The following is a 16,435-nucleotide window of genomic DNA, read 5'->3' on the forward strand; positions in this document are numbered from 1 at the left end:
CCGTACCAGCTGACGGAGCCCGACCGCAGTTCGGCAATGCGGTCGACCCGCTCCAGCAGGTCCCGGTCGTGGCTGACGACGATCAGGATCCCGGTGCGCCAGGAGTCGACGGCGTCGTAGAGCCTGCGGCGGGCGAACAGGTCCAGGTTGTTGGTCGGCTCGTCGAGCAGGAGGACGTCCGGGCGTTGCAGGAGCAGGGCGGCCAGGCGCAGCAGGACGGTTTCACCGCCGGACAACTGCCCTACGGTGCGGTCCAGTTCGACGGAACCGAGCCCGAGGGAGCCGAGGGTCGCCAGGGCGCGTTCCTCGACGTCCCAGTCGTCGCCGACCGTCTCGAAGTGCTCCTCCCGTACGTCTCCGGACTCGATGGCGCGCAGGGCGGCCCGGCGTTCGGCGATCCCGAGAGCCGCGTCGACGCGCAGGGCGGTGTCCAGGGTGATGTTCTGGGGCAGGTGGGCGACGTGCCCGCCGACGGTGACGGACCCCGCGGAGGGGCGCAGAAGCCCGGCGAACAGGTGCAACAGGGTCGACTTGCCGGCTCCGTTGTTCCCGGCCAGACCGGTACGGCCGGGCGGGAAGGTGAGGGAGAGCCCGTCGAAGAGACCGGTGCCGTCGGGCCACCGGAAGGTGAGGTCGGAGGCTGCCATGGAGGCGTTGGGCGCGGTGGGATGGCTCATGGTGTTCTCGCAGTCGGAAGCGTGAGGAACAGAGGGCTTCGTTTGCGAACAGCACGCGGCGACCCGGCCGGGCGGCCGGAAAGGGTGGAGAGAACTGCCCTGCGAAGGTGAGGGACGGCTCAGCACCGAGGTCGCATCCACGCGGAAGTCACGGGCGGCAGACATGCCGACAACGTCGTGACCGTGTACGGGCTGGGCCGTACCGCGCGATGATCGCAGACCTCAGATGCGCAACGTCCACCTCTATCGGAGACAACAGGACCCGCTCAGCCTAGCGGAGGATCTTGCCGAGCGTCGAGCGGTTTTGTTCAGGAAGTGCTCTGCGGGGCCCGGGCAGAGGGCGTGGTGGACGCGGTGGCGTCCTGGCTCTCCGTCGAGTCCGCGGGCCCCCGCTGGCCGGGCAGCCTCACGCCGGGCGGCACGACGGGGGTCCGCCGGAGCGCGAGGGTGCCGAGGACGGCGGCGAGGCCGGCCAGGGCGAATCCGTAGGGCGGGGTGGCGCCCATGGGGTGGGTCTCGTACACCAGCGCGACCGACAGCACGGTCAGGACCGCGGCGAGACGGCCGCACTGTTCGGTCGCGGCGACGACGGCCATGCCCCACAGCAGGTACCAGGGCTGGACCATGGGCGAGAGGGCGACCAGGACGAGCAGTGAGAGGCCCAGGCCGTGGGCGGGCGTCATGGTGCCCCGCGTCGCGCGGCGGGCCAGCACGAGGATCACGGCGATCGCGGCCGCCAGGCCCAGCGTCTGCACGGCCGACTTGACCGGTTCCGCGTCGACTCCCAGGAGCAGACGGGCCAGTTCTCCCAGTCCGAGGCCGACGTCGCTGGTGACGGAGAGCGCGGTGTGGATGTTCGCGGCGACGCCCTGGGTGCGCAGCCAGCCGAATCCGGTGCCACTGATCAGCGTGGCCCCTCCGGCCACCGCGCAGGCGATCAGACCGGGTGCGAGCAGGCCCTTGGCCCAGCGGCGCCACCGGGGGCCCGTCGCGGTCGCGTGCACGAGGACTCCGATGAACAGGAGCGCCACGGCCGCCGGTGACTTCACCATCATGGCGAGGCCGACCAGGGCGCTGCCCGCGATCCATCTGCCGCGCAGGGCGAGCACGAGGCCGACGAGCATCAGTCCGATCATCAGACCGTCGTTGTGCACGCCGCCGACCACGTGCATCAGCAGCAGCGGGTTGAGGGCTCCCAGCCACAGGGCACGGCTCTCGCTGCGGCCGTGCTCGCGGGCCAGGCGGCGCAGCGCCCAGACGATCAGGGCGAGGGAGACGAGCGCGATGACGCGCATCGCCAGTACGGCGGGGACGATCTCTCCGCCGGTGGTCCACGCCACGGCCGCGGAGAGCAGCAGGAAGAGCGGTCCGTAGGGAGCCGGGGTGTCCCGCCAGTGGTTGCCGACGCTCGCGGCGGCGTCGCCGCCGATTCCGCCGGGGTCCAGGGCGGAGGGGCCGGCGGTGTAGACGTCGTGCCCTTCGACGACCATCGAGCCCTGGGCGATGTAGCTGTACACGTCGGCGCTGTAGAGCGGGGGCGCGAGAAGGAACGGGGCCGTCCACCAGACGAGGGCGACGAGGGTGTCGCGGACGGTGGCGGCGGTCTTGCCGTACTGCCACCAGGCCACGACGAGCACGGTCAGTCCGACGTACGCGAGGACGGCCGCGGCCGCCTTCGCGGCGGACCCGTGGTCGGTCCACAGGCCCCAGGGGTCGTGGACCGGCAGCTTCCCGGCGAACCAGCCGCCGACGACGATCGCCAAGGATCCTGCCGCACCCAGCCGACGGTGCCCCACCGTGCTCATAGCCCACATGACCGGCCAACCTATCGAAGGGCCGGGACCGGCCGTTCGCCATCCCCCGGCTTGCGGCCCTCCCCGGGGGCGGCACCGCGCCGCACCGCTCCCAGCCGGCCGTACAGTCGCTCCGCACGACAAGCGGCAACGCCGAGCTCGCATAAATGGGTTGGCGCCCGGGCGGGCACATGCCAGGCTTCACCCGTGACCAAGGGGCGTAGCTCAGCGGCCAGAGCGGCGGTCTCCAAAATCGTATGTCGCAGGTTCGATTCCTGCCGCCCCTGCCGTCACCACCCGTCGTCCGTCATCGCACGTCACCACGCCAGTCCCACTGGTGGCTGTCCGGCGACCTCGGCCCGTACTCGGCACGTCCGCCCGGCCCGTAGGCGCCGATCTCCGTGACCAGCCCGACGCCGTCGCGCAGGTCCGCGTCGCCCCAGCCCGTGACGTCCAGCAGCAGCCCGTCGAGCGGGCCGCCGACCAGCTCGCGGTAGTCGTGCCCCGGCCTCGGCCCGGGGCGGGGGTCGTCGTGGTCGGTGCCGTACACCCGTCGCTGCCTCATCAGCTCGTCCATGCGGGCAGCATCCCACCGGGCACTGACAACGGCTCGGTACGAGGGTCCATCCGGCCGCCGGCCGCAGGAAACGGGCGCGCGCCGGCCCGCGGGTTGTGGCACGCTCCACCGATGACTCTCCCACCGCGCCTGATCCCGCTGCTCGCGCAGTTCGACTTCGCCTGCGAGCGGCTTCTCGGACGCCTCGCCGGTCCGGTCATGGACAGCGGCAACGGTGTCGACATCCGCGTACCCCCGCTGGGCGACGAGGAGTACCGCTGGGAACCGGTGCCCGGCTGCTGGTCCGTACGCCGCCGCGGCGACGGCCCCGGCGCGCGGGCGACCGTGCTGACAGGAGCCGGGGACTGGGGCCGGGACTCGGCGGACTCACCGCATCCGTTTCCCCCGCCGTTCACCACCGCCGCGTGGCGTCTGAGCCATCTCTCCGAGATGCTCGCGCTCCGTGCCGACCACACCTGTGGCGGCAGGTCACTCACGCGCGACGGCTACCGGACTCCGGGGGACGCCGCCGGCGCGGTGGCCGCCTTCGAGACGGCGTCCGCCGCGTGGCGCGACGCCCTGCTCACCGCCGACGACGTGGCCCTGGACACCGTGGGGTACAGCACGTACCCGAACGGCAGCGACGCCGAGGAGCGCTTCGTCGACATCGTCTGGTGGGTGAACCAGGAGGTGCTGCACCATGGCGCGGAGATCGCCCTGCTCCGCGACCTGTACCGCGCCCGGCCGTCCTGAGCGGCGCCACGGCGGCGGCCGTGGGTCCGGAGACGTCCCCGACGCCGCGGCCGTCGCCCCGGGCTCCTCAGGCTCGGAGGGCGCGGAGGGCGCGGAGGGCGCGGCAGGCTCGGCGGTCGCCGCCCGCACGGTGGTCGCCGCAGTCGCCGGTCGGAGCCGTCCGCCATATGATTCAGGGACTTAACGCACCGCGGAGCGGCCCATGAACCGGCGTCGGACTCCTCGCTCCACCAGCGCCGAAGACCTGCTCAACACCCTTCAGAGCCTCACAGCCCGTGCTCGGCGCGAAGTGGAGTTCCACCAGGCGAGGGTGGAACTCGCGCAGGCGCTTCAGCGCGACATGCTCCCGGCGGCCCTCCCCTCGCTTCCCGGTCTCCAGTCCGCGGCACGCTACGCACCCGCCCGCCACGGCCTCGACATCGGCGGCGACTGGTACGACGGCTTCGCGCTCGCGGACGGGGCCCTCGGCTTCGCGATCGGCGACGTACAGGGGCATGACGTCGAGGCGGCCGCCTTCATGGGGCAGGTCCGCATCGCGATGCGGGCCATCGCGGGCACGGCGTCCGATCCGGGGGAGGTCCTGGGCCGGACGAACGATCTGCTGCTGTCCGTGGACTCGCAACTCTTCGCGACCTGCACCTTCCTGCGACTGGACCCGGCGACCTGGGAGCTGCACAGCGCGCGGGCCGGGCACGTGGCGTGCGTGTGGGCCACCACGGAGGGCCGGTCCGGCGTCACGGAGGACCCGGGCGGCATGCCGCTGGGCATCGAGCCCGGCGAGAGCTATCCCGTCACCCGGCGCACCCTCGACTCCGACGGAGCGATCGTGCTCCTCACCGACGGGGTCGTCGAGGGCCCGTCGCTGCTGATCGAGGACGGCCTGGAGCGGGTCCGACAGCTGGTCGCGGCCCGCGTCGGGGCGAGCGCGGCGCGGCTGGCCGACGACGTCCTGGGAGCGGCCGAGCTGACGGGGCACGAGGACGACGCGGCCGTACTGGTCCTGCGGCATGCCGCGGCCCGGCGCGGGCCGCGGTGACGCCGCACCGTACCGCGCGTGTCACCGGCCGACGGCCGCCCCGGCCGGTGTCTGATGAGCGATGTGATCCGCAGCGAGGAAGTCAGACGCCGGGCCGTGTACGGGGCGCAGGTCCTGGGCGTGGCCGCCGCCTACTACCTGTCGGGGCGGCTCGGGCTGATGCGCCAGGTGGTGGTGGACGGCGCCGTGGTCACGCCGCTGTGGCCGCCCACCGGCATCGCCCTGGCCGCACTGCTGTGCCTGGGTGTCCGGGTCTGGCCGGGTATCGCGCTGGGCACGCTGGTCACGGTCTCCGAGATCGGTGACGCCTTCACGGTGAGCCGTCTGGCCATCATGTTCGGCAACACGCTGGCCCCGCTCGCCGCCTACGCCCTGTTGCGGAGGGTGGGGTTCCGCAGTGAGCTGGCCCGGCTGCGGGACGGGGTCTGCCTGGTCTTCCTCGGCGCGTTCGCGGGGATGCTGATCAGCGCGACGTTCGGAAGCCTCACGCTGCTGCTCGAGGGCAAGGTTCCGCCGGGGCGGTTCTGGCTGGTCTGGTCGTCCTGGTGGGCGGGGGACGCGATGGGCGTTCTCGTGGTCACCCCCGTACTGCTGGTGCTGCGCGGGGTGCGGCTGCCCCGCCCCACCGCCCGGTGGCTGGAGGCGTCGGTTCTCGCGGTCGTCGTGGTCGTGACGGCGTTGGTCGCGACGCGCAGCTCGCTGTCGATGATCTACCTGGTGTTCCCGGTGATCATCTGGGCTGCCCTGCGCTTCCAGCTGGCCGGCAGCGCCCCGTGCGCCCTGGTCGTCTCGGTGCTCGCCATCCTCGCCGGCACGGACGCCCTGGGGCCGTTCGCGGGGCACAGCCTGACGCAGATCATGGCCAACCTCACCCTGCTGAACGGAAGCGTCGCGCTCACCGCGCTGCTTCTCGGGGCCATCGTCGCGGAGCACAGGAACATCCGTCGCGAGACGGAGTACGCCGTCGAGGAGCTGGAGGCCCTGGTGGAGCAGCTCGCTCCGCTGTCGGCCGCTTCGCGCCAGGACAGACCGCGACGTCACGGCCCGCTCGACGGTGGTCCGCGCTCACAACGCGGGTGACTGCCGCGGACGTCCCCGGCGCCGGGGAGGAGCCGGCCCTGCCGGCGGTCAGTAGGGCAGGGGACGGCCCGACGGGGTGCGCAGATCAAGCGGCGGCGGCCCCGAAGGGGGCGGGGGACGACGGACGACAACACGGATGCGGCCCATTGCCACCACCCTCTCCTGGTCAACCGGTATGTGCCCAGTCGGCGCGGCTTCACACGTCCCGGCCTCCCCCGGTCCGCCCGCCCGTCCCCCGCAGGCCGTCGGCGCGGATGCGGGCCGGGCCCGGCGCGGTGACCCTTGATGTGTGGGGGGCGCAGATTCGAGGAGGAGGACGCATGTCCGCACTGGACAAGATCAAGAAGATGCTCAAGGGCCACGAGGACCAGGCCGGAAAGGGCGTCGACAAGGCCGGCGACATGATCGACGACCGTACGAAGGGCAAGTACAAGGGTCACGTCGACACCGCCCAGGACAAGCTCAAGCAGCAGTTCGGGACGGACCGGGACCAGGACGGGCCGCCCCGCGCCTGAGCCACCCCGCCGGTGACCGGGCCTCCGCCGTCCGGCCGCCGCCCCCGCGCACCCGTCCGCGCCGCGGATCACCCTCCGTGGTGCGGACGGGTACGCGCGGGCCGCGGTGCGGACCGGTACGCGGGCCGCGTCGTGCCTTGCACACCGCGCGCCGGGGGCCGGGCGCGACGGGGCTCGGGAAACCTGCCGGGGTTGCCCGCCGAATTCTTGTTATCGCCCCGCCCGCTCCCCATCTCCCGAGTGTGGGAAGTGACAGCACCGGATTCCGGAAGAGTGAGCACAGCATGGGCAAGGACCACCCGACGGTCTTGATCGCGGCGGCGCGGGGCGGCGACGAGCAGGCCAGGGACCGGCTCGTCTCGGCGTACCTGCCGCTGCTGTACAACGTCGTCGGACGAGCGCTGGACGGTCATGCGGACGTGGACGACGTGGTGCAGGAGACGGTGCTGCGCATGCTGCGCGGTCTGCCCGAACTGCGCCACCCGGAGCGATTCCGTTCCTGGCTGGTGGCGATAGCCATGAACGAGATACGCGCGCACTGGCGCGAGAGGCAGTCGGGGGCGGTCCCGGCGGACCGGCTGGGTCCCGTGTACGACCTGCCGGACCCCCGCGCCGACTTCGTCGAGGTGACGATCCTGGAACTCGGCCTGACCGGCCAGCGGCGGCAGGTGGCCGAGGCGACGCGCTGGCTGGACGAGGACGATCGCGCCCTGTTGTCGCTGTGGTGGCTGGAGGCCGCGGGGCATCTGTCCCGGGCCGAGGTCGCCGCCGCTCTCGAACTGTCCCCGCAGCACACGGCCGTGCGGGTGCAGCGGATGAAGGCCCGGCTGGAGGCGGCGAGGGTCGTGGTGGGCGCGCTGGCGGCCGAACCGCCGTGCGTGCTGCTGGAGGACGTCGTCACCGGCTGGAGCGGCGTCCCCTCCGCCCTGTGGCGCAAGCGGCTGGCCCGCCACGCGCGCGAGTGCACGGTGTGCTCGGGACACCGCTCGGGGCTCGTGCCCGCCGAAGGGCTGCTCGTGGGTCTCGCGCTGGTCCCGGTGGCGGCGCCGGCGGGAGCCGGGGCCGCGCCCGAACTGCTCGCCACGGCGCACCTCCGGGCGCCCGGCCCGGGCAGGGGCGGCGCGGCGCCGGGGCGCGCCGAGCGCAGACGGGAGCAGGTCCGTCGGCGCCGTCGCAACTCGGCCGTCGCCGCGGTGGTCACGGTCGCGGCGCTGGGCACGGGCGGGGCGGCCGTGCACCTCTACACCGACGGGGAGGAGCGGAACGCGACCACCGTCACGGCCGACGCTCCGGCGCCCCGATCGGGGCTATCGGTACCCACATCAGCTCCAGCGGCTACGTCCCCGGCTCCCTCGGGATCCGCGTCCGCGTCGCCCGGCGCCGCCCCGTCGCCGGGAGCCTCGCGTACGACGCCCTCGGCGAAGCCGAGGAAGGATTCCCCGCCCCCCTCGCCCGGCTCCGCGGCCTCGGGCCCGGCCCCGGCCCCCGAACCGGCCCCGCCCGCGTCCGCGTCCACGCCCGCCGCCCCGGCGGGGACGGCCGGACAGGTCACCGAACTGGTCAACGCGGAGCGGGCCGAGGAGGGCTGCGACCCGGTGACCGTCAGTGATCAGCTCAACACGGCAGCGCAACGGCACTCCGCCGACATGGCGGCCAACGACTACTTCTCGCACACCTCGCAGGACGGCAGGAACCCGGGCGACCGGATCGCCGCCGCCGGATACCGCTGGTCGACCTACGGCGAGAACATCGCCAAGGGCCAGCGCACCCCGGCCGAGGTGATGAGGTCCTGGATGGAGAGTCCGGGGCACCGCGCGAACATCCTCAACTGCGCCTTCAAGGAGATCGGCGTGGGGAAGCAGGATTCCGGCGACGGCCCGGTGTGGACGCAGGCGTTCGGCGCCCGCTGAGTCCGTGCGGGCGAGAGCCCGGACGCCGCCGGGCCGTCGAGGCCGCACGGGCGTCGTGGCCCGGCCGCCCCCGGACCCCGAGGGCCGGCCCGTCACCCCTGCCCCGTCGCCCGGGCCGGGGCAAGGGCAGGGGCAGCCCTTAGACTGCGGCAGTGATCGCTGAACCGGAGTGCGTGGTCCTGGACTGCCCTGCCCCAAAGGAGCTGGCGGCCTTCTACGCGGCGTTGCTCGGGGGCGAGGTCGACCGCCCCGACCGACGGTGGGGGTGCGATGCCGACTGGTCCACGCTGCACGCCCCCGGCGGACTCGTCCTCGCCTTTCAACGGGTGGCCGGTCACCAGCCGCCCAGCTGGCCCGGCGAGGACCCGCCCCAGCAGCTCCACCTGGACTTCAGCGTCACCGACCAGGAACGCGCCCACGACGAGGTCCTGGCGCGCGGGGCGTCCCTGCTCGACGCCGGGGACGGGAAGCGCAGCTGGCGCGTGTACGCCGATCCGGCCGGGCATCCCTTCTGCCTGGTACGCCACTGACCCTCGCGGCCCTGCTCCCGCGCCACGGGCCCGTCCGGTGCGTCGGTGCGGTCGGCGGCCGGCCGCACCGACGCCCGTAGCCACGCCCGCCTGCGGCCCGGCTCGCCGCCGGGGTCAGCGCAGAACCAGGGTCAGTGCCGCGCCGACGCAGGTGGCCGCGCCCACCGCGCCGGCCGAGACGGCGACGCAGCGGGCCCGCAGCCGGACGTAGCGCCCCGTGTACTCCTCGCGCAGTTCGTCCGCACGGTCCCTGATGCGGATGAGCGACTCCCGGGAAGCGGCGACGCGTTCGTCGGTGAACACCCGCTCGACGTCCTCACGCTGCGCCGTGGTCAGCCAGGGCAGCTGGTCGGTGAATCGGCGTGCCTGCCGCCGCGCCCGCTCGACCTCGGCGCTCCACAGCAGAAACCCTTCCAATTGGGCCAGGCCCCGGGCAGCGTCCTTCTCGGGCTTCATCCGTCCTCCTCACCGTCGGGGTCGTCAGGGCCGGAGCCGAGCTCACTCGTGCCGGTCCCCCGGGGCGACGATCACGGAGTTCTCGGGACGGTTGGTGGCTTCCTCCAGGGCGCGGACCGCCGGGTGGTGCAGGTCGAACGCCGGGGATTCGGAGCGGATGCGCGGCAGGGTGACGAAGTTGTGCCGGGGCGGCGGGCAGGAGGTCGCCCATTCCAGCGAGCGGCCGTAGCCCCAGGGGTCGTCGACCTCGATCTTCTTGCCGTACTTCGCGGTCTTCCAGACGTTGTAGAAGAACGGCAGCATCGACAGGCCGAGCAGGAACGAGGAGATCGACGAGATGGTGTTCAGCGCGGTGAAGCCGTCGGCGTCGAGGTAGTCCGCGTACCGGCGCGGCATGCCTTCCGCGCCGAGCCAGTGCTGAACGAGGAATGTTCCGTGGAAGCCGACGAACAGCGTCCAGAACGTCACCTTCCCGAGTCGTTCGTCCAGCATCTTTCCGCTGAACTTCGGCCACCAGAAATGGAATCCGGCGAACATGGCGAACACCACCGTGCCGAACACCACGTAGTGGAAGTGCGCGACGACGAAGTACGAGTCGGAGACGTGGAAGTCCAACGGCGGTGAGGCCAGGATGACGCCGGTCAGACCGCCGAACAGGAACGTGACCAGAAATCCGATGGCCCACAGCATCGGGGTCTCCACGGAGATGGACCCTTTCCACAACGTGCCGATCCAGTTGAAGAACTTCACACCGGTCGGCACGGCGATGAGGAACGTCATGAACGAGAAGAACGGCAGCAGCACACCGCCCGTGACGAACATGTGGTGGGCCCACACCGTCGCCGACAGGCCCGCGATGGCGATGGTGGCGGCGACCAGGCCGATGTAGCCGAAGACCGGCTTGCGGCTGAAGACCGGGAAGATCTCGGTGACGATGCCGAAGAACGGCAGGGCGATGATGTAGACCTCGGGATGGCCGAAGAACCAGAACAGGTGCTGCCACAGCAGTGCGCCGCCATTGGCCGCGTCGAAGACGTGCGCGCCGAACTTCCGGTCCGCCTCCAGTGCCAGCAGGGCCGCCGCGAGGACCGGGAAGGCCAGCAGGACCAGGACACCGGTCAGCAGGACGTTCCAGGTGAAGATCGGCATGCGGAACATCGTCATGCCGGGCGCCCGCATGCAGATGATCGTGGTGATGAAGTTGACCGAGCCGAGGATCGTGCCGAAGCCGGAGAACGCGAGGCCCATGATCCACAGGTCGGCGCCGATGCCCGGCGTACGGACAGCGTCGTTGAGCGGCGCGTAGGCGAACCAGCCGAAGTCCGCGGCTCCCTGGGGGGTGAGGAAGCCGGCCACCGCGATGAGGGAGCCGAAGAGGTACAGCCAGTACGCGAGCATGTTCAGCCGTGGGAACGCCACGTCGGGCGCGCCGATCTGGAGCGGCATGATCCAGTTCGCGAACCCGGCGAACAACGGCGTCGCGAACATCAGCAGCATGATCGTGCCGTGCATCGTGAACGCCTGGTTGAACTGCTCGTTCGAGAGCACCTGGATGCCGGGCCGGGCCAGTTCGGCACGCATCACGAGAGCCATGAGCCCTCCCACGCAGAAGAACGCGAAGGAGGTGACGAGGTAGAGCGTGCCGATCGTCTTGTGGTCCGTCGTCGTCATCCACTTGATGACGACGTTGCCGGGTTCCCCGCGCCGTACCGGCATTTCGTCCTGTTCGGCGCCTTCGGTATCCACCGGTTGCGAGATGCCCCTCGTCGTCACTACGACGCTCCTTCGATCGACGGCCCGTGTGGCCTCGCCGACCAGAATGGACCCGCGGCGATCGGTGCGGTGGGACATCCTTCCCCGTGCGACGCGAGCGGCCGACAAGGACACTCAAATGGCCCAAGGACCCTCCCCTGATCCAGGGCGAGTCAGCGCGCACGGCATCAGACTCGGCCCATCGCAAGGCGGCGGAGCGACCGGGTTGTCGGATACCGGATACCTGCGAACATTCCGCGTACTGGATTGCGCGCGAACGTTCCGTCATCCCCGCGAGGTGCGCCGTGGCGCCGTCGCGCACCCGCCCGGGATGATGTGACCACTCCCGGGGGCGAGGGCTCCGTGCGCGGCGGTCGGCGCAGCCCTGAGCGCCTCCCAACGTCCGCGAGCCGATCGGATATTCCCTCACGGGCCGCGGAATAGCCTCCACTGCCCCGGAGTTGGTGAATCCACAGAACGGCTTTTCCCCACACGGCAAGCTTCGAAAGGTCGAATCCATGAAGATCGGCATCATCGGCGCGGGCAACATCGGCGGCAACCTGACGCGGCGCCTCACCGCGCTCGGGCACGAGGTCGCGGTCGCCAATTCCCGAGGCCCCCACACCCTCACCGCTCTCGCGGAAGAGACCGGGGCGAAGCCGGTCACCGCGTCGGAGGCCGCGAACGGCGCCCAGTTGGTCGTGGTCACCATTCCCCTCAAGGCCGTGCCCGACCTGCCCGCCGGCTTTCTCGACGGTGCGGCGGAGGGCGCCGCGGTCATCGACACGGGCAACTACTACCCGCAGCAGCGCGACGGCCGCATCGCCGCCATCGAGGACGGGCTGCCCGAGAGCCGGTGGACGGAACGGCAGATCGGCCACTCCGTGATCAAGGCGTTCAACGGCACGTACGCCCAGGACATCCTGGACGGCGGCCGCCCGCGGGGCACTCCGGGCCGGCAGGCCCTCCCGGTGGCCGGCGACGACCAGGCGGCCAAGCAGGCGGTGCGTGACCTCATCGAGGAGCTGGGCTTCGACACGGTCGACAGCGGCGGCCTGGACGACTCGTGGCGTCAGCAGCCCGGTACGCCGGTGTACGGCAACCGGGGCGACGCCGACGCCATCGTCAAGGCGCTCTCGGAAGCGTCACCGGAACGCTCGGCGGAATGGCGCGCCTGACCCGGGCGCCACGCGGAGGGACGCCCGCGCACCCCCGCGGCCCGACCGCCGTGCGCGGGCGTGCGCACCCCCTCCACGGCCCCTTTCGCACGGGCCTCCCGACCAGGTCTACCGGCGAGTAAGGTACGGAGTCCGGGATGTCGGCCCACGGTCCGTACGACAACCCGGGTGTGCAACCTCTACGGCCGTGGACAAGGAGCCGCGTCATGCCCCGCACCATGTCCGTAGCGGACAGCATCGTCATCGACGCCACCCCGGCGCAGGTCTACGCGAAGGTCAGTGACCCCACGGCGATGGGGCGTTGGAGCCCCGAGAACCTGGGGGCCACCGTGCACGGCGATCGGCGCGACGCCTACGTCGGCATGGTCTTCGAGGGCCGGAACAAGCGCGGTGCCGCGCGCTGGACGACACGGTGCACGGTGACGGCGGCCGACCCGGGCGAGCGCTTCGCCTTCCGGGTGCACGCGATCGGCCTGCGGCGCCCTCTGTTGCCGGGGCCGATCGCCACGTGGGACTACCGTTTCGAGGCGGTGGACGGTGCGACCCGGGTCACCGAGACGTGGACCGACGGCCGCAGCCGCTGGCCGGACTTCCTCGCCAACGCCTTCGACCGCGTCGCGACGGGCGGGAAGACCTTCGCGCGGTTCCAGGGCGGCAACATCCGTACGACGCTGAAGCGCCTCAAGGAGGCGTTGGAGTCGGACGTCCGGGGAGATCAGAGCTGAGGGGCGTTCCCGAGGGCCGAGGACGGCCGGAGGTTTCGAGGGGCCCGGGTACTCCCACGCGATGACTTCGAGCGTGTGGTGGTGGTCGGCCCGATCGCGACGGCGGACCGGAGCGGCCGGCGTCAGCGGCTCGGTCCGGTCGCCCGTCGCATCGGCGATCACCGACCGTGCGGACACATCCGGTCGACTAATCCGTCGGTCCAGGAGCCACGCTCCGGGCAGCCCAGTGCGGGGGGCGGCCGAGGGACGCGGGGAGTGCCGTTCTCGCGTTGCCCTTGGCTGCGTTGAGCTGTGCCTGGGTGAGAAACAGGCTTCCCGTGAGGTCGGCGTCGGAGAGGTCGGCGTCACGGAAGTCCGCGCCGATGAGGTCGGCCAGGCGAAGGTCGGCACCGGTGAGATCGGCGGCGATCAGGTAGGCCCCGCGCAGGTCCGCTCCCCGCAGGTCGGCGCCGCGCAGCCGGGCCCCCATGAGGTCGGCACCGCGGTGGTAGCGCTTCTTGCGGCGGGGCGCGGCGGCCCGGACGAGTTCGCTGGTGCGCTGGAGCAGCCCGGCGACGCGGTCGCGGTGGCCGGCGACGTCCAGTTCCGCGAAGTCGACTGCGGGACGCGTGGTGTGCCGTTCCGTCTCTTCGAGGGCCCGGCGGAGCTCGGCGTGCAGGGGTCGTGCGGCCGGCAGCGCCAGGGCCTCGGTGAGGTACCACAGCAGTTCATGGAGCTGGCGCATCACCGGGAAGACCTGGAACATCTGCGCGGCGAGGTCGGGGGACGAACGCCAGTCGCGGCCCCCGTAGGTCTCCTGGGACACCTTCTGCCCGGCGCCGAAGCAGTCGTAAACGGTGCAGCCGGAGAAGCCCTTCGGACGCAGCCGCGTGTGGATGCCGCAGCGGAAGTCGTCCTGGAGGTTGGGGCAGGGGCGCCCGGCCTCCTTGTCGATGGCGAAGTCCGACGAGGCGGTCAGGGTGAGGGCGACGCAGCAGAGAGCGAAACAGTTCGCGCAGTCCGCACGCAGCGCCTCCCGTCCGTTGTCGGGCACGGCGGTCGGAACGTTGTCGGGCACGGGTGGCGGTCCTCGTTGGGTGGTGCTGCGGAAAGTGCGGGTGCGGAGCGCACAAGTCTACCGAGGTGCCGTGAGCGGTGCCCGTCGCCCTCAGCCACTCCAGCCGCCCTCTGTCGGCTCCTGCCTGCTCCTGCCTGCTCCTGCCTGCTCCTGCCGGTGCACACTGGGCGCGGCACGTAGTACCACGGAGGGGACGACGCATGGGCGCCGAGGAGAGCAACGGATTCGAGCCCGCGACCGGCGACGGCCCACCGGCTGCTGAGCCCGCCGCGGCTCGGGCCGCTTCGGTGCGGACCGCGTTCGAGGGGCTGCTGCAGATCCGCCGTCTCACCGGCGACGGGCGCCCCGGATCGGAGACCGCACCGGCGCCGTGGGAACGGAACCGTCCGGTGAGGGCGGTCGCGTTGGCCCTGGAGAGTTCGGGGACGACGCCTTCGGCCGTTGACCCGTCCGGGCGCCGGCTGACGGCCGGATACCGGGTGAGCGACGGGGAGTCGGCAGGTTCGGCCCGGGTCGAGTGGACGGGTCCGCCCGGCAGCGGCGCCGCTCACGACGAGGAGGAGGCACTGGCCGGCTGCGCCGCGGTCCTGCGGGAGCTGGGCTGGACGGTGTTGCTCTACCGGGGGCCTCGCAGACGGCGCTACCTGGAGGTGGAGCCGCCGGGCGAGGTGTCCGGCGGGCGCCACCGGGCGTGAGGCTGCGTTGTCAGACCCATGGGGGATGCTTGACGGCCTGACAGCTCTGAGGAGGAGACGCCGAGATGGACAACGACGAGCTCGCCGCGGCACAGGCGTACGTCCGCCTGCTGGAGGCCACCCGAGCAGCGCTCGCGGACCCCGACGACGCACCGGTCTACCTGCCGTTGCTCACCTCTCCGATGCGGGAGGCCGACCGTGCGCTGCGCAGCGCAGGGCTGGCGGGCAATGAGGACCGGTTGTTCGCTCTCGTCCGGGCACTGCGGCCGAGTCTTTCCGGCAGCGACAGATAGGGCACGCCGGGCGGCGCCGCGCCGGACAGGTGCGGCCCCGCCCGGGCGGGGGGCCGGGCTGGTGCCGGGGCGCGGGCGGGGCCCCGGCACCAGCCCGCTTCGGTCCGGCCTATCCGGCCTGTGCGGGGGTGTCCGTGGGACGGGGTGCGTCGGTGGGCCCCGGACGAGTCGTACCCAGCTCTTGATCTCCAGGGCCGAGCGGTGCGAAGAACCGGGCGACCTCCTCGTCACCGACCTCGGCGAGGGAGCCCGGCTTCCACTGCGGGGCGTTGTCCTTGTCGATGATCCTGGCGCGCACGCCTTCCACGAAGTCGGGGTGCTCGAACGCCCGGCTGGAGACACGGAACTCCTGGGCGAGAACGGCTTCCAGGCTATCCAGCCGGGCTGCCCGGCGGACCGCGGCCAGGGTGACCTTGAGTGCGAGGGGTGCCTTGGTCAGGAGTTCGTCCGCCGCCGCTTCCGCCTCGGCGACACCGCTCTCGCGCAGCTGCCGGACGATTTCCTCCACCGTGTCCGCCGCGTAGCAGGCGTCGATCCAGCCGCGCTGTGCGGCGAGCTCGCCGGCAGGCGGCTCCGCGGCGAACCGCTCGACGACGCCCCCGACCGACATGCCCTCGACGGACGCGCCCGGGACGCTCCGCTCGCCCAGCGCCTCGGTCAAGGCGGGCAGGAGCCGGGCCGGGACGTAACGATCGGCCAGACCGCAGAGAACGGCGTCGGCCGCCCCGATGGAACGGCCCGTCAGCGCCAGATGGGTGCCCAGTTCGCCCGGAGCGGAGGCCAGCAGGCGGGTGCCCCCGACATCGGGCACGAACCCGATCGCGGTCTCGGGCATGGCGACGCGTGAGCGCTCGGTGACGACCCGGATTCCGGCGTGCGCCGACACCCCGACTCCCCCGCCCATCACGATGCCGTCCATGAGCGCGACGTACGGCTTGGGGAAGCGGGCGATGCGGGCGTTGAGGCGGTATTCGTCCCGCCAGAAGTCCAGGGAAGCGCGTCCCGAGGACCGTGCGTCGTCGTGCAGGGCTCGGATGTCGCCGCCGGCGCACAGGCCCCGGTCGCCCGACCCGGAGAGCAGCACCGAGTCGATCGCCTCGTCCCGCTCCGCGCGGTCCAGGGCCTCGTGGAGCAGCCGCACCATGGTGTGGCTGAGTGCGTTGAGGGCCCGGGGCCGGTTCAGTGTGAGGTGCAGGCAGGCGCCCCTCGTCTCCAGCAGGACGGGCCGGTCGTCGTTCATGTGGTGCGCTCCGCTCGCTGGGCTCGTGGACACGTGGAACGCCTTCCATGGTCGCGGACGGTCTGCGGCCGTCGTTCCGCACCCCCCGGAACGGGCCTGGCGGAAGCACGGCGACGGAAATCACGGGGTGAGCCGCTGTGGCACTCCGCTGGATGCGGCTCGACAATTGAGGTCCTACGGGGTCCGCCG

General features: G+C 72.2%; 16 protein-coding genes, 1 tRNA gene and 1 pseudogene. 11 read left to right on the plus strand and 7 right to left on the minus strand.

All coding sequences use genetic code 11. The annotated features are described in order from the left end of the window. Positions 1–77: 77 nt before the first annotated feature. Together ACIQMU_RS22840 and mptB are read right to left on the minus strand one after the other, a co-directional pair. Positions 78–842 (minus strand): annotated as a pseudogene (locus ACIQMU_RS22840) (ATP-binding cassette domain-containing protein); the annotation flags it as partial. 143 nt (positions 843–985) lie between these two features. Beyond that, a complete protein-coding gene (mptB, locus tag ACIQMU_RS22845; RefSeq protein WP_402689566.1) occupies positions 986–2,491 on the minus strand; it encodes a polyprenol phosphomannose-dependent alpha 1,6 mannosyltransferase MptB in 1,506 nt (501 codons plus the stop codon). Positions 2,492–2,684: 193 nt separating this feature from the next. Between mptB and ACIQMU_RS22850 the strand changes: the two genes are divergently transcribed. Continuing rightward, a tRNA-Trp gene (locus tag ACIQMU_RS22850) sits at positions 2,685–2,757 on the plus strand. Positions 2,758–2,777: 20 nt separating this feature from the next. Here the strand turns inward: ACIQMU_RS22850 and ACIQMU_RS22855 are convergent. After that, complete coding sequence (locus ACIQMU_RS22855; protein ID WP_352242516.1) at positions 2,778–3,047, minus strand: hypothetical protein; 270 nt, start codon at positions 3,045–3,047, stop codon at positions 2,778–2,780. Positions 3,048–3,158: 111 nt separating this feature from the next. Between ACIQMU_RS22855 and ACIQMU_RS22860 the strand changes: the two genes are divergently transcribed. The 6 genes from ACIQMU_RS22860 to ACIQMU_RS22885 all read left to right on the plus strand — a co-directional run bounded on the left by ACIQMU_RS22860 (position 3,159) and on the right by ACIQMU_RS22885 (position 8,850). After that, entirely contained in the window at positions 3,159–3,779 is a 621-nt protein-coding gene (locus ACIQMU_RS22860; protein WP_352242515.1) for a DinB family protein, read from the plus strand. A gap of 202 nt (positions 3,780–3,981) precedes the next feature. Continuing rightward, positions 3,982–4,815, plus strand: a complete 834-nt coding sequence (locus ACIQMU_RS22865) for a PP2C family protein-serine/threonine phosphatase (RefSeq protein ID WP_402689567.1) — start codon at positions 3,982–3,984, stop codon at positions 4,813–4,815. A gap of 63 nt (positions 4,816–4,878) precedes the next feature. Then, entirely contained in the window at positions 4,879–5,895 is a 1,017-nt protein-coding gene (locus tag ACIQMU_RS22870; protein WP_402689592.1) for an MASE1 domain-containing protein, read from the plus strand. Between the two features lie 320 nt (positions 5,896–6,215). Continuing rightward, positions 6,216–6,410, plus strand: coding sequence for an antitoxin (locus ACIQMU_RS22875; protein WP_352242513.1), 195 nt, complete (start codon positions 6,216–6,218; stop codon positions 6,408–6,410). 284 nt (positions 6,411–6,694) lie between these two features. Then, the gene (locus ACIQMU_RS22880) at positions 6,695–8,320 is read left to right on the plus strand and encodes a sigma-70 family RNA polymerase sigma factor (RefSeq protein WP_402689568.1); all 1,626 of its coding nucleotides are present in this window, start codon (positions 6,695–6,697) and stop codon (positions 8,318–8,320) included. A gap of 152 nt (positions 8,321–8,472) precedes the next feature. Continuing rightward, a complete protein-coding gene (locus ACIQMU_RS22885; protein ID WP_402689569.1) occupies positions 8,473–8,850 on the plus strand; it encodes a VOC family protein in 378 nt (125 codons plus the stop codon). A 114-nt stretch (positions 8,851–8,964) separates the two neighbouring features. On the opposite strand, the gene ACIQMU_RS22890 is transcribed toward ACIQMU_RS22885, so the two are convergent. Both ACIQMU_RS22890 and ctaD read right to left on the minus strand, forming a co-directional pair. Then, a complete protein-coding gene (locus ACIQMU_RS22890; protein ID WP_352242510.1) occupies positions 8,965–9,306 on the minus strand; it encodes a hypothetical protein in 342 nt (113 codons plus the stop codon). A 42-nt stretch (positions 9,307–9,348) separates the two neighbouring features. Continuing rightward, complete coding sequence (gene ctaD / locus ACIQMU_RS22895) at positions 9,349–11,022, minus strand: cytochrome c oxidase subunit I (protein WP_352242605.1); 1,674 nt, start codon at positions 11,020–11,022, stop codon at positions 9,349–9,351. A gap of 500 nt (positions 11,023–11,522) precedes the next feature. On the opposite strand from ctaD, the gene ACIQMU_RS22900 reads away from it, so the two are divergent. Together ACIQMU_RS22900 and ACIQMU_RS22905 are read left to right on the plus strand one after the other, a co-directional pair. Further along, the gene (locus ACIQMU_RS22900) at positions 11,523–12,236 is read left to right on the plus strand and encodes an NAD(P)-binding domain-containing protein (protein ID WP_352242509.1); all 714 of its coding nucleotides are present in this window, start codon (positions 11,523–11,525) and stop codon (positions 12,234–12,236) included. A gap of 206 nt (positions 12,237–12,442) precedes the next feature. Further along, complete coding sequence (locus ACIQMU_RS22905) at positions 12,443–12,961, plus strand: SRPBCC family protein (RefSeq protein WP_352242508.1); 519 nt, start codon at positions 12,443–12,445, stop codon at positions 12,959–12,961. Between the two features lie 187 nt (positions 12,962–13,148). Here ACIQMU_RS22905 and ACIQMU_RS22910 read toward each other — a convergent pair whose 3' ends face one another. Then, a complete protein-coding gene (locus ACIQMU_RS22910) occupies positions 13,149–14,018 on the minus strand; it encodes a pentapeptide repeat-containing protein (protein WP_402689570.1) in 870 nt (289 codons plus the stop codon). Between the two features lie 200 nt (positions 14,019–14,218). Here ACIQMU_RS22910 and ACIQMU_RS22915 point away from each other — a divergent pair, with 200 nt between their 5' ends. Continuing rightward, positions 14,219–14,713, plus strand: a complete 495-nt coding sequence (locus tag ACIQMU_RS22915; RefSeq protein ID WP_352242506.1) for a hypothetical protein — start codon at positions 14,219–14,221, stop codon at positions 14,711–14,713. A gap of 65 nt (positions 14,714–14,778) precedes the next feature. Then, the gene (locus tag ACIQMU_RS22920; RefSeq protein ID WP_352242505.1) at positions 14,779–15,006 is read left to right on the plus strand and encodes a hypothetical protein; all 228 of its coding nucleotides are present in this window, start codon (positions 14,779–14,781) and stop codon (positions 15,004–15,006) included. A 109-nt stretch (positions 15,007–15,115) separates the two neighbouring features. Here ACIQMU_RS22920 and ACIQMU_RS22925 read toward each other — a convergent pair whose 3' ends face one another. Further along, positions 15,116–16,246, minus strand: coding sequence for an enoyl-CoA hydratase/isomerase family protein (locus ACIQMU_RS22925; RefSeq protein WP_352242504.1), 1,131 nt, complete (start codon positions 16,244–16,246; stop codon positions 15,116–15,118). Positions 16,247–16,435: the final 189 nt, after the last annotated feature.

Origin of the sequence: Streptomyces sp. NPDC091649 (genome assembly GCF_044756785.1) — a bacterium.
Taxonomy (GTDB): Bacteria; Actinomycetota; Actinomycetes; order Streptomycetales; family Streptomycetaceae; genus Streptomyces.